Consider the following 13,375-nt stretch of genomic DNA (forward strand, 5'->3'; position numbering starts at 1 on the left):
ATTCAGGGCTCCGCTAATTGAAATAAAGAAACACAAGAGAAGCCCAGGCTCCACACTGTGCGGAAAATCACAGCCGGCCAACTTTTCTATCGGCGCGCTTGAAGTGTGGCAAATTTACCTGCATGATATTTTAAATGCAAAGCATTATTATTTTCATTTAATTTAAAAAGATCTATCACTATGCCCAATGCGCAATCCAGCGCGGTTTCGATCGACCGCGTTGCCCATCAGGTTTCTAGCAATAATCCGCTGATAAATGCGGATGGCTACTCGATGGATACAGCTGCGGAGAGAATGTCGGCCAACTGTTTTTTCAATGCGCTGTTGCGCGAAACCGGTTGCGGTCACTGGCACGGACGCAGTGGGGGTTCGCTTCCCGATGGGATTCGGGCGCCGGCGGTCCGTATCCCGCTTCCTGAGACTGCTGCCGAACTGTGGTTGAATGTTTCCTATCGCAGCGAGTGTGGCAGGCATCAATTTGCACTGCCTGTGGTGTGGCGCAGAGGCGATGCTGACTGTTCAGTGATTGACCTGGCCCGAACTGCAGGGTTGGTGGCGGATGAGCCGTCATTTTTTCCCGGTGCGAGCAAGGAGTCCCGCGTGCAGTTCGTGCAGCGTGTCACTGCCAGTGTTGAGAATATGGCCCGGACGTTGCGTGCGCGCAAGGTCGATACAGAGCGTTTGTTTGCTCACCCCCTGACCTTCTCTGAGGCGGAGCAGGGGCTTTTGTGCGGCCACTCCATTCACCCGACCCCCAAGAGTCGCGACCCATTCACCCATGAAGACGCCGAGCGCTATGCACCGGAGTTTGGCAACAGCTTTTTCCTGTTATGGCTGGGGGTGGAGCCAGAGTTTTTACGTGGCGCCAGCGGTACCGAAATCCACGAGAAACACTTTGCCGATCTGGTACGCGAGAGTGACCGCGGGCCCCGGGTGCCGGGGAAATTGATCCCCGTACCGGCGCACCCCTGGCAATGGCAACGGCTGCGCCGCGAACCACGGGTAGCCGGGCTGCTTGAAAATGGAAATATTGTGGAGCTGGGTAGCGGCTTGGTGCCCTGGCGCGCGACTTCCTCATTGCGTGCCGTTTACAGTGCGCAGAACCCCTATATGCTCAAATTCTCTCTCAGTCTGCGCCTTACCAACTCTGTACGTACGCTGCAGCCGCGGGAAATGGCGCGCGGCCTGGAAGTTCTGAAGGTGCGCAATACTCCCGTGGGACGCGAATTTTTCAACCGTTACCCCCGTTTCCGGGTACTGGCGGAGCCGGCCTATCTGATGCTTGCAGACAGTGAGGGTGCCCCGATTATCGAAAGTCTGGTGATGTTCCGCGAGAACCCATTCCGCGGGCAAAACGCCTCAAATACCTGCCTGCTTGCGACGTTGACCCAGGATCACCCCGGTGGGGCTCCCTGCCGTGCGGCGCAGTTAATTTTACAACTGGCGGAACAGGGCAACATTTCTGCTGCAGCTGCCGCCCGGCGTTGGTTTACTGCTTTTCTGGATACGGTGGTAGAGCCGCTGCTGATCGCCCAGGCCGATTTCGGTATTTTGTTTGGCGCTCACCAGCAAAACCTGATTCTTTCTTTTGAAGGCAGCCTGCCTGTAGCGGGTTATTTCCGCGATTGCCAGGGCAGTGGTTACAGCAAACTTGGAGAAAAACTGTTGAAACCCCACCTGCCCGATCTGGCCCGCAAGAGCGGGAATGTCATTGATGAACAAATGGCAAATCGCCTCTTTGTTTATTACCTCATTGTCAACAGCTGCTTCGGTCTTATCTCTGCGCTTGCCGCTGCAGAACTTTTGACCGAGTGGGAATTACTGGGCCAATTGCGCAACCGGCTGCAGCGACTCCATGACGGCCCGCGGCGGGACCGCAGCTGTCTGGAATATCTATTGCAGGCCCCAACGCTTTGGTCCAAAGGCAATTTCCAGTGCGCCATTATCGGTATGAATGAAACCACCAGTGATGATCCACTTTCCATTTACCACACCATGGAGAACCCACTGATCGATACCTCCCAGCGCGATTCTGTGCAGGGCTGAGCGCCTGGAACGGTAAAAACCGTAAGGAAAACTGTATGACCAGTCCCGTGATTATGGCCGGGTTTCCCACAGTGCATCGTGGTGCACTGGACGATGGGCGCCGTTGGTGTGCGCTTGAGACGGGATATCGCTGTGAGCTGCACGCAGGTGTATTCGCGCAAGTGGCCTATATTGCCGGAGAGGAATGCGCAGGGATCAGCATTCCGACAGGCAATGTGCAAATGCCGGATTTGAATCATTGGCTTGACTGGCTCTTTTCCCTGAACCCGGCTCTGCAGCGGATCGAGGTGCTTATAGCCGGTAAAGTGCCACACACTGCGGGCAGTGAAATTACCCGTGTGGATTTCTATCAGCGTGCGTCAGTCTGGTATCGCGGTAATAACGGGGGAAGCTTTCCGCTGCAGTGGGTGGAGAATCACGTGGGCCTGCGTCACCCCCTGCGCCCCGAACCCGTTGATGGAGAAGTGTATCGCAGGCACTTTTACTCTCTGGGTATGGATTTCAGTTTGCGGTCTCTGGACCCGGAAAGTGATTTGATGCTTTTTACCGGATGGATGAATCAGCGCAGAGTAGCTCGATTCTGGCAAGAGGAAGGGGATTGTGACAAGCAAAAGCGCTATATCGAAACGGTGATTCAGGACCCGCACAAATATCCCCTGATGGCCTGTTTCGACGATATGCCCTTTGGATATTTCGAAGTCTATTGGGCTTATGAGGATCGCATTGCGCCGCACTGTGATGCGCAGCTCTTTGATCGCGGTGCCCATTTGCTGGTGGGAGACCGGCGTTTTCTGGGCAGCCAGTTTACCCGCGCCTGGTTCAATGGGGTTTCCCACTTCCTGTTTCTGGATGACAGCCGCACGCAGACGCTGGTGGGCGAGCCCAGGGCTGACCATGTTGCGATGCTGCGGTATTTCGACGGCATGTTTGGCTGGCAAAAGATAAGGGAATTTGAATTTCCCCATAAACGCGCGGCATTGGTGCTGTGTCAGAGGGGGAGATTTTTTCAGAGTATGGGGGGCGTATGAGGAGCAGGGACGCTTACTGGAAGCAGGCCAATCGCGCTCTGCTGGTAAAGGCACTGGCGGAGTTATGCTACGAGCAGGCACTGGTGGCAGAGCCCTTGTCTGAGGGTAGATACAGTGTGCCATTGGCCTCAGGGGTGAAATATCATTTCCACGCCTGGTTGACCATCTGGGACTGGCTCCTGATCGAGGCTGAAAGTATCGAGCGTGAGCACCATGGCCAGCGTGCCCCGGCCGAAGATGCGGCCCAGTTCTTTATCGACGCCGCCGGGGATCTGGAAGCCACACCCAGTACCCTGGGCAACCTACTGCACGAGTTGGCCAATACCCTGGTGGCCGATGTCGCTCTGCTGGAAAAGCGCGAAGGCCTCAGAGCGGAAACGCTGGCGCAACTGTCCGATGAGCAGTTGCAGTGCCTGCTGGATGGCCACCCCAAGGCCATGGTCAACAAAGGGCGGATTGGTTGGGGTGCGCGGGAATTCAATCTCTACGCCACCGAATCCGCGCAAGGCGTGCGCCTTTTGTGGCTGGCAGTCAGGCGCGCACTGGCGGTCAGTGGCAATAGTCAGGCCTGGGATTGGCAGCAGCTGCTGGCCGAGAGCCTCAGTGAAGGGCAGTGCCAGCTGCTGGACACAGTAAGGCGGGAAAAAGGCATTGACTGGCAGGCGTTTTTACCCCTGCCAGTGCATCCCTGGCAGTGGCAACGCCATATCCGCCAGCACTATGCCCGTCACATCAGCTGCGGTGATCTGGTGTTGCTGGGGGCATTCGGTGATGAATACCTGCCCCAGGTATCGCTGCGCACCCTGTCGAACCTGTCGCGCCCACAGGCGCTGCACATCAAGCTGCCGCTGACCGTGTTAAACACCTCCTGTTTCCGCGGTATACCCGGTAAATACATGCGCTGTGGACCGACACTCAGCGAGTGGATGCAACGGCTATGCGAGCGCGATACGACACTGTGCGCGCGCGGTACCGGCATTTTGCAGGAAGTAGCGGGACTGCATGTACCACACGTCCACCACGAGCAAATCGCGGGCACGCCCTACCGCTACCGCGAACTGCTGGGCGTGACCTGGAGACAGAGCCCGGCGGGTCTGTGTGTGCAGGGTGAGCGCCACCTGCTGATGGCCGCCCTGTTGCAGAGGGATAGCAGAGGTAATTCCGTAGCGGTTGCCCTTATTGAAGCGTCCGGCCTGTCGGTGCAGGCATGGCTGGCGCAGCTCTTCGATGCCACGATAGTGCCGCTCTACCATCTGCTCAGCCGCTATGGGATTGGCTTGGTGGCACATTCGCAAAACCTCACGCTGGTACTCCGCGACAATCGGGTCGTGCGGGTTCTGTTAAAAGATTTCCAGGGTGATTTGCGCCTGGCACAGGGGGATTTTCCCGATCGTGGGGACCTGCCCTCGGAAGTTGAGGCAGTGCTTGATCAACTGCCCCCCAGCCACATTGTGCACGACCTCTTCACCGGACACTTTGTGACGGTACTGCGTTATTTGTCGGCACAGATGGCCGTGGAGATCGGTTTGTGCGAGCTGGATTTCTACGCAGTGCTGGCCCAAGTACTGCGCCGCTATCAAAAATCCGTTGTGACAAAAGCGCCGCAGATGGCCGAGCGCTTTCAGCAGTTTAACCTCTTCCGGCAGCGGTTTGAGCGCGTCTGCATCAACCGCGTGCGCCTGCGCCAGGGCTATGGCGACAGCGCAGAGCGTCCGGTGCCCATTGTCGGTGGCGACTTGCACAACCCCCTGTGGCTGGCAGAACAGCAGCAGCCCGGGCAAATCCAACTCCAACCAGAAACCCTTTCCTCTGAAGAGGCTTAATTATGAGCGATTTTCTCGATCTCGCCGGTATTGGCGCCGGCCCATTTAACCTCGCTGTTGCCGCTCTGATACGGGGAAAATCACTGACGCACCGCTTCTTTGAAGCCAAGGCAGAGTTTTCCTGGCATCCCGGACTGATGCTGCCGGGAGCGATGATGCAGACCTCTTTTTTAAAGGATCTGGTGACGCCGGTGGACCCCACCAATCCCTGCAGTTTTCTCGCTTACCTGGTGGAGAAAAAGCGCTTCTACGATTTTCTCCACGCTGAGCAACGCACCGTGAGCCGCCGGGAATTCGCCGACTACCTCAGCTGGGCCGCAGGCCGCCTGGATTCAGTGCAAATGAGCAGCCGGGTGCAGAGTGTCCTCGACCAGGGCGCTTTTTTTGAGCTGGATGTGCATGGCCCCAATGGCCGGGAGCGGGTGTGTGCGAAGAACCTGTGTGTGGCCGCTGGAAAAAAACCGAATATTCCGCAGTGCTGCCGACCTCTTCTATCGGACAATTGCTTCCACGCCCTGGAAATTGCCCTGCGTAATCCCGATGTGAGCGACAAGCGTGTCGCGGTGGTCGGCGGTGGTCAGACTGGTGCCGAAGTGGTGATTAATCTGCTGGGCGGGCACTGGGGTTGCCCGCGGCAGGTAGTCTGGGCATCCCGCCGCAGCAATTACCTGCCATTGGACGAAACGCCATTTACCAACGACTGGTTTACCCCCGAGTATGTGGATGTTTTCCGACAACTCAGCCCGCGCCGCCGTGAGGAAATCGTTGCGGACCAAAAACTGGCTTCGGACGGCATTTCTCCGGCAACGCTCGCGGAGCTCTACCGGTTGTTCTATCGCCTGGCGCATATCGAAGGGGATTCTGGGCGTGTGGTGTTGTTGCCCAACCGGGCGCTTGTGGGCCTCTCCTGCCGCGGCGACTACCAGCTACAACTGGAAAATAACCTGTTGGGGGAGGCCGACGGTACCGAGTGGCTCAATGCGGATATTGTGATTCTGTGCACCGGTCTGCGTGAAGCCCTGCCGCCGTGTCTGGCGCCCCTGCAGGAGCGCATTCCCCGGGATGAGGCGGGGCGTCTCTTGTTGGACGATACGTTTGCCGCAAAGCTCAGTGGTGATTCCAGCGAGCGCTGCCTGTACTTTTTGGGTACCGGACGAACCAGCCACGGCATTGCGGAGCCCCAATTGAGCCTGTCTGCCTGGCGTGGTGCGCAGGTTGTCAATGATCTGCTCGGCAGCGAAGTCTATGATATCCGCCAGAGCGGCAACTTTATGAAATGGGTCACCCAGCGCGCAACCCAGGTAGCTGTGGCCTGACTTCTGGCTGTTCACCCCCAGCAATCCAGCGGGCCTTTCACCAGTGCCTCGGCTGTTGTTTTTTAGGTTGCAGGGCAATTGCGCGGCGTTGCCAGTATTGCAAAACCCCGCACAGAATGGTCGCCAGCGGCGAGCTTATGGCGCATAAATCCACTAAGCAAACGTGCCGGGTAAATGCTAGACCCCTCCCAGCTTCGCATGGGCAGCAGCGGACGGAAAGCGCCTTTGCCGGATCGGTCACTCAATGGTTTATGGCAATGCACGTATTGCTGAGGGTAGCATTTTCGCTAAAGGTGGCGCCAAACCCGGCGTGATCTCCCTGCCATGTGTAATACTTTTTGATAGTGAACCGCTGGTCCGGTGTTATCTGTGCGCAGGGAGGAAATCTGCATGCGCTTAAACGCTACCCTTGCCCAGGGACGCTATCACTACAGCTGTGACGGGCGCGAAATGCCTGTACAGGACAGCTGGCAGTTGGGGCACGATGCCGAGGGGCGGCGCTCCCTGCTCAGCCGCCGCCTGGTGGGTGAACAGGGGTTCGGAATCGAGGTGTTCGCACTCCTCGGTGGCGGATTGGTGAGCGAGTGCCATGTGTGCTGGCGTGACGCAGTAGATGAAGTCAGTGCCCACTACCGCCTCTGCTGCCCCGAAGGGCGCATCCCCCGCCTGGGCGATGCCATTGAGGTCAGTTGGACCGGCCCCAATGGCCCGCAACAATCCCGTATCGGGGGTGGCAACCGCCTGCTTTTTCCCCTGATGCGGGTCTTTATGGGACCCCTCCTGAAAACCCTGGTGCAGCACGAGCGGGGGCTGGAGGTGGTCTCACCGGATATTGTGGACCCCTCCCAGCGGGGCAAGCTATTGTCGCCCAGGGTCAGCCACCGATCGGCGCGGGGTATGGCCGGGGATGTGGCCAGTCAACGGACCCAGGACCTGGGCCCGGATATCAGCGGCTTTATTTACCAGGGGGATGAGGGAGAGCGGGATGCCCACTGCTATGTGGACAGTCGCAGCCTGTTGGTGGGGTATGACTGGCCCTCCAGCACCGGGCGTTTGTGGCAGGTGCGCCTGCGGGACCTGGAATGGTCGCCAGACCTGGCCAGCCTGGCCTCCTGAGTATATCGCACCCAGAACCTTTCAATTTGCGCTCCTCGATTGCCGATGGTGCACATCACCACTTCGGTTACCCCTTGAACCCCAGCCGACTGAATGGGAGCGTAGCGGGTGTCTCGGCACCGCCACGGCTCCCTGCGTTGTTGCAACTTTCCCTGAATTTTTATGCAATGGTCGCGGCTGCCCGCAGCGAGGGTAGGTGGGCGAACCTGCGGGTTTTTAGTGTGCCGCAGGAATCGGCGGGCAGGATTTTCCCAGCGCATCGGTGTAAAATTACGCCACTCTATTACTGTGCCAAGGGGGGTGCCTTTTGCTCTGCGCCAGCTCCAATACCCGCAATCCAGTCCGGTTGATCATTTACCTGCTGCTGGCGGCCCAGTTTTCATTCAACACTGCATGGGCCAGTGATGGTGAAGTCCGCGAAGCGGAATCTCAGGCGCGGGAACAGCACTTGTACGGGGAGTGCCTGCTCGCACAACTGCTGGTCTCTTCTGCCGATAGCACTCTGGGGGAAATACGCCGGTTCTGTGCCGACAGAGTGCGCACACGCCTGGGCCCGGAGACGGGGGCAATGAAGCCGGGGCTGGTACTTGAGGAATACCTGGACAAAATGCCCAGGGATGCAGTGCTGCTTGGTGGCCGCGCCGAGGCAATCCGGGAAGCGGCCGATAACCCCTTTACGCTGGCCTCCCACAAAGCGAACTACCTGCTGCCCATCGTCTACAACCCGTCTCCACAGGCCGGTAGCCTGGCTGGGATCGAGGGCGGGACCAAGGACGCTGACCTGGAAAATATTGAGGTGCAGTTCCAGCTTTCGGTACAGGTCCCCGTGTGGCGTGGTTTTCTCGGCAGCGCCTCGTTTATGAGTGTGGCCTACACCAATCGCAGTTTTTGGCAGGCGTATAACTCCGGTGGCTCCTCGCCGTTTCGCGAAACCAATCACGAGCCCGAGCTGATACTGACCTGGCTCAATAACTGGAATTTATTCGGTTGGCACAACGTGGCCAACCAGATTGCCTTCAACCACCAATCCAACGGCCGCAGTGAACCCTATTCGCGCAGCTGGAACCGGATTTACGCCAATTTTATTTTCGAGCGGGATAACTTCTCTATCGGTTTCAAGCCCTGGTATCGGGTACCGGAGAGCCGCGAGGATGACGGCAATCCGGATATCGAGCATTATCTGGGCCATTTCGAGCTGAGTGGCCGGTATCGCGATGGCAACCATACAGTGGCCATGGTGCTGCGCAACAACCTGCGCAGCGACAGCCGCGGCGCCGTCGAATTGACCTGGAGCTTCCCCCTGGGCAACCGGGTGGATGGCTACCTCCGTTATTTTAATGGCTATGGGGAAAGCCTGATCGACTACGATGAGTCAGTACAGACACTGGGTTTCGGTTTTACCCTGGCCCAGGGTTTCTAGCCGGATCGGGCCCAGCCCCGGCCGGCTTCGGGAGGAATCAATGGGGTTTGAAGACTGTTACCGCCTCAGTGCTCACGCGGTAATTACCAACGATTCTGGCGAGATACTGCAACTGCTGGCCACCTATGCCAACCGCAGCTGGGGGCTGCCCGGCGGCGCCCTGGACCCCGGTGAAACCATCCATGAAGCCCTGCGGCGGGAATGCCGTGAAGAGTTGGGCCGGGATGTCTATATCGACTACCTGAGCGGCGTCTACTATCACCGAGTCTACAATGCCCATGTGTTTATCTTTCGTGCCCGCCTCGTCGGGCAGGGGCCTATCGTCCTCTCTCAAGAGCACTCCGAGATGGCGTATTTTCCGCTGGAAAAGCTCTCTGCAGTACAGCGGCGCAGGGTCAGGGACTGCCTGGAATTTGAAGGTCATGTGCATAGCGATAAGTTCTAGCCTTTTAAATTTTCTTGGCGATAGATATGGGTAATCTGCTTGTATTTGGCGATTTTCGCCAAATGCCGGTGCACTGAGGAATTCCCGCGCCGCCTCCTTTAGTATCTGCCCTCTGGCCTTGAAGCCACACAATTCCCGGTCCTCCGCCTTTCTCGGAGTACCCATAAAAGTAAATAAAATCAATTAGTTAAAAAGATAAAGCGACAGCCCTGGGCAACGCGCGGGCTATGCTGATGGATGAGATGATGGGATTGGAACTGAAGATGCCTGCACCGGGCAACCTGAATGATGACGCGCAGAAGCTGGAATGTTACGTGGCTCTGGTCAGTGCTGACAGCAAACTGGCGGGGGATTGGGTCAGAGCCCTGAATGACACCGCCGCCCGGCACGACAACCCCTTTGGACTGGCCTTTAAAGCGGTTGCACCGACGGATATCGAGAGCCTGGCGCGGGAAGCGGATTGCCTACAGGCCGTTATTGTGGATGGCGGCAGCGATACCGACGGGCTGGAAGCGGCCGATGTACTCGCCGGGCGAATTCACGCGCTTCGCTCACAACTGAATATTTTCCTGGTGGCCCACGGCGCGGTCGCCGGTGCCGCACCCCTGGCTGGCGAACCCAGTGGCGGGGCCCTGGCCAGTCTGCACCGCCGTTTTGACGAACTGTTCGATCGCCGCGAGGGCAACTTCAATCACATGTTCCGTCTGGTGCAGGCGTTTATTGCCCGCCGCGCTTCGACCCCCTTTGCCGACACCCTGAAAGACTATGTGTTTTCCGCGCGCGATGCCTGGCACACCCCCGGGCACTCCGGTGGCGACAGCCTGCGCAACAGCCCCTGGGTGGGGGACTTCTACCGCTTTATGGGGGAGCATGTGTTCAATACCGACCTCTCGGTGTCGGTACAGGTGCTGGACAGCCTACTGGAGCCCCACTCGGTGATCCAGGAAGCCCAGGACCTGGCCGCCCAGGCATTCGGGGCACGTCACACCTTCTTCCTCACCAATGGCACTTCCACGGCCAATAAGGTGGTGATTCAGCAGATCCTCGGCGGCGGTGGCAAGATTATCGTCGACCAGGCATGTCACAAGTCGGTACACCACGCGATTGTGATGAACCGCTGCGAACCGGTTTACCTGAAATCGGTGCTGCACCCGGAATTCGGTATCTACGGCCCGGTGAAGCGTGCCGACATCGAAGTGGCTTTGGATGAACACAGCGATGCGCGCCTGCTGGTCATTACTTCCTGTACTTACGATGGCCTGCGCTACGATCTAAAACCGATTATCGACTACGCCCACCAGCGCGGGGTCAAAGTGCTGGTGGACGAAGCCTGGTTTGCCCACAGTTTCTTCCACCCGGAGCTGCGCCCCACCGCACTGGAGTGCGGTGCCGACTATGTCACTCAGAGCACCCACAAGATGCTGTCGGCCTTCTCTCAGGCCAGTATGATTCATGTACAGGACCCGGATTTCGACGAGTTCCGCTTCCGCGAAAACCTGAATATGCACGCCTCCACCAGCCCGCAGTACGCCATGATTGCCAGCCTCGATGTGGCGCGCAAACAGATGGCAATGGAGGGGTATGGCCGCCTCAAGCAGTGCCTGCAAATGGTGGAGACCCTGCGCCGCGCGGTCAATGAAACCGGAGTATTCCGCGCCCTGACCCGCGACGACCTGATCGCCAAGCCTCTGGCCGGCGACAATATCCGCCTGGACCCCACCAAGGTGACCATCGATATTTCCTGCAGCGGTTATTCCGGCAATGAGATGCAGATCAAACTGTTTGACCAGTATGGTATCCAGGTGGAGAAGACCACCTACAATACCATCACTGTACTGGTCACTCTGGGCAGCACCGAGAGCAAGTTGTTGCGCTTGATACACGCCCTTAAGCAGCTGGCCGGAAACACCCACCGGCGTATTCATGTGGGCGCACCGCGGCGTCTGCCGGAGTTTACCCGCTTCACCTGTCTGCCGGCGGACGCCTACTTTGCCGAGACCGAAGAACTGCCGCTGATGGACAATGGCACAAAGGCCACGCAAAAGCTGATCGGGCGCACCAGTGCCGATGAGATTGTGCCCTATCCGCCGGGCATTCCCGTGCTGGTGCCAGGCCAGGAGATATCCGCGCAGATCGTGCAGTTCCTGCAGCAGTTGTTACAGGGGCAGAACACCACGGAGATCCACGGCCTGATTTTCCGCTCCGACGAGCCCATGCTGCGGGTGGTCAAGACGGTATCCGCAGGTGCGGATACAAAGGGCAAAAAATCCACTGCCAACAAGGCAGGCAAATAGATACAGGATTGAATCCGGCACGGAGGCCGGTATGTTCGAGCAACCCAAAACCGTGTTGTTGGCGGGCGCCGCCGGCGGTATCGCAAAGGCCATCGGTGCCGAACTGGTTCGGCGCTCTGCCGATATTACCCTGCTGACCTTGAGCCGCGGCACAGGAGAGCGGGTGCCCGGCCACACCGGTGAACGCCGTCACCTGTCCGTCTCCCTCGACCAGGCCGATGCCATTGGCAGCATCGAACATTTTCTGTGTGAATTTTCCGCACCCCCCCACTGGGTGATCAACTGCTGCGGGCTGCTGCACGATAAAATCCACGGACCGGAAAAATCCCTGGCTCAGTGCGGCGATAACTGGTTGATGCAATCCATACGCATCAATCTGCTCACCCATCTACACCTGGCCCAGGCCCTGGACCGGCAACTCCAGCGCCGGCAGCCGCTGTTGTGGGCCTCCCTGTCTGCCAAGGTGGGCAGTATCGGTGACAACCAGATGGGCGGTTGGTATAGCTACCGCATCAGTAAGGCGGGACTGAATATGCTGATCAGGAATCTGTCTATTGAGTGGGGGCGCCGGTTGGAAAACAGCTGTGTGGTAGCGATTCATCCGGGTACAACCGATACACCTCTCTCCAAACCTTTCCAGAGCAATCTTGCCCCCGGCAAACTCTACAGCGCAGTATTGAGTGCCCGGCGAATAATGGATGTGCTGGAACAACTTGGCCCCGCGGATACCGGGCAATTGCTGTTTTGGGATGGTAGTCAGCTACCCTGGTGAAGAGGAGCGTCGTCCCGGTTTGCTGCCGGGAAAAGCAATCCTCATGCGAGGGTTCAGGGGCTGGGTCCGATTGCCATAAGGCATTGAGTTACAAGCAGCTCTGCACCGTTCCGCCGGTATCCCAGAGGCGACAATGAGATAGGGTGTAGAATACTTTTTTAATTGTCGTGCCATTAATAACTGCAGCATCAGTCCTTTTTCTCTAAAAATGCCACAAAAGTAAAAGCGCAAGTGTCTGCACCGGCAGTCTGCCTATGGAGGTTCTGGATATGATTGGGTTTCCGTTTGCCTGTTCAGGCGTAGGCATTTTTATTTTTCGCTAGTGGATATGGCCAGTTTCTAGTGACTGTCGTGGTCGGCCGGTATGGAATATACAATCGGCCGGGTTGTCGCTAATGTATCTATATGGGGGAAGTTCCCTGGGTGAAAATTTTTCAGCCCAATAGTTTTGATAGCAGGAAACAAGATGGTGGATCATGGGGACATCACCCGGCTGGCTCGGCAGTTGGGTGTGGCGTTGGAAAAACGCAGCTGGCGCGTGACTTCGGCGGAATCCTGCACGGGAGGGGCGATCGCTGCGGCAATCACATCGGTGGCGGGAGCCTCCAACTGGTTTGACGGGGCGATGGTGAGTTACGCCAACCGTATCAAGCACAGTGTGCTGGGCGTGGATGCCAAAGACCTGAAGTTGTTTGGCGCTGTCAGTGAGCCGGTGGCACGGCAGATGGCCTGTGGGGTGCTGGCGATGATGGATGCCAATCTGGCTGTTGCGGTCAGCGGTATCGCCGGCCCCGATGGTGGCACGGAAGAGAAACCTGTGGGCACAGTCTGGATTGCCTGGGCCCATGTGGAAGGGCAGGAGCCGGTTCAGATCGATGCCAGCTGCTTTCATTTCCAGGGGGATCGCACAGCCGTACAAGTGCAGACAGTGGTAGAGGCGCTCAAGGGCATGCTGGTCATACTGTCTGAGCATCTGTACTAGGGCCGCCTCTAAAGCCAATCCAAATCGCCTGTGGTAGGTGCCCTTAAGAACCACCCTCTGCAAGATGGTCACTGAACCTGGTCGTTGCGCAATAACTGGTTGCCTATACAGTAATCCTTGGTTAAGCTTGCCA

10 protein-coding genes are annotated in these 13,375 nt (G+C 57.8%); all 10 read left to right on the forward strand.

Translation table 11 applies throughout. The features are described 5' to 3' along the window. Positions 1 to 180: 180 nt before the first annotated feature. The 10 genes from Q1A48_RS07585 to Q1A48_RS07630 all read left to right on the forward strand — a co-directional run bounded on the left by Q1A48_RS07585 (position 181) and on the right by Q1A48_RS07630 (position 13,242). A complete protein-coding gene (locus Q1A48_RS07585) occupies positions 181 to 2,046 on the forward strand; it encodes an IucA/IucC family protein (RefSeq protein ID WP_299943028.1) in 1,866 nt (621 codons plus the stop codon). 35 nt (positions 2,047 to 2,081) lie between these two features. Next, positions 2,082 to 3,074 carry a GNAT family N-acetyltransferase gene (locus Q1A48_RS07590; protein ID WP_299943030.1) on the forward strand — a complete coding sequence of 331 codons (993 nt, stop codon included), beginning with the start codon at positions 2,082 to 2,084 and terminating at the stop codon, positions 3,072 to 3,074. Beyond that, positions 3,071 to 4,897: an IucA/IucC family protein gene (locus tag Q1A48_RS07595; RefSeq protein ID WP_299943032.1), complete on the forward strand. Its 1,827-nt coding sequence runs from the start codon at positions 3,071 to 3,073 to the stop codon at positions 4,895 to 4,897. Before Q1A48_RS07590 ends, Q1A48_RS07595 begins: the two co-directional genes overlap by 4 nt. A 2-nt stretch (positions 4,898 to 4,899) precedes the next feature. Then, a complete protein-coding gene (locus Q1A48_RS07600; RefSeq protein WP_299943034.1) occupies positions 4,900 to 6,213 on the forward strand; it encodes a SidA/IucD/PvdA family monooxygenase in 1,314 nt (437 codons plus the stop codon). A 390-nt stretch (positions 6,214 to 6,603) separates the two neighbouring features. Then, the gene (locus Q1A48_RS07605; RefSeq protein WP_299943035.1) at positions 6,604 to 7,329 is read left to right on the forward strand and encodes a hypothetical protein; all 726 of its coding nucleotides are present in this window, start codon (positions 6,604 to 6,606) and stop codon (positions 7,327 to 7,329) included. Between the two features lie 307 nt (positions 7,330 to 7,636). Further along, positions 7,637 to 8,749, forward strand: a complete 1,113-nt coding sequence (locus Q1A48_RS07610; RefSeq protein ID WP_299943037.1) for a phospholipase A — start codon at positions 7,637 to 7,639, stop codon at positions 8,747 to 8,749. A 40-nt stretch (positions 8,750 to 8,789) separates the two neighbouring features. Beyond that, positions 8,790 to 9,194, forward strand: coding sequence for an NUDIX domain-containing protein (locus Q1A48_RS07615; RefSeq protein ID WP_299943039.1), 405 nt, complete (start codon positions 8,790 to 8,792; stop codon positions 9,192 to 9,194). Positions 9,195 to 9,427: 233 nt separating this feature from the next. Next, complete coding sequence (locus tag Q1A48_RS07620; RefSeq protein ID WP_299943041.1) at positions 9,428 to 11,488, forward strand: aminotransferase class V-fold PLP-dependent enzyme; 2,061 nt, start codon at positions 9,428 to 9,430, stop codon at positions 11,486 to 11,488. A 31-nt stretch (positions 11,489 to 11,519) separates the two neighbouring features. Then, on the forward strand, positions 11,520 to 12,260 hold the full coding sequence (locus tag Q1A48_RS07625) for an SDR family NAD(P)-dependent oxidoreductase (protein ID WP_299943043.1): 741 nt from the start codon (positions 11,520 to 11,522) through the stop codon (positions 12,258 to 12,260). 466 nt (positions 12,261 to 12,726) lie between these two features. After that, positions 12,727 to 13,242 carry a CinA family protein gene (locus Q1A48_RS07630; protein ID WP_299943045.1) on the forward strand — a complete coding sequence of 172 codons (516 nt, stop codon included), beginning with the start codon at positions 12,727 to 12,729 and terminating at the stop codon, positions 13,240 to 13,242. Positions 13,243 to 13,375 lie beyond the last annotated feature (133 nt).

It is taken from the genome of uncultured Microbulbifer sp., assembly GCF_947489355.1.
Classification (GTDB): Bacteria; Pseudomonadota; Gammaproteobacteria; order Pseudomonadales; family Cellvibrionaceae; genus Microbulbifer.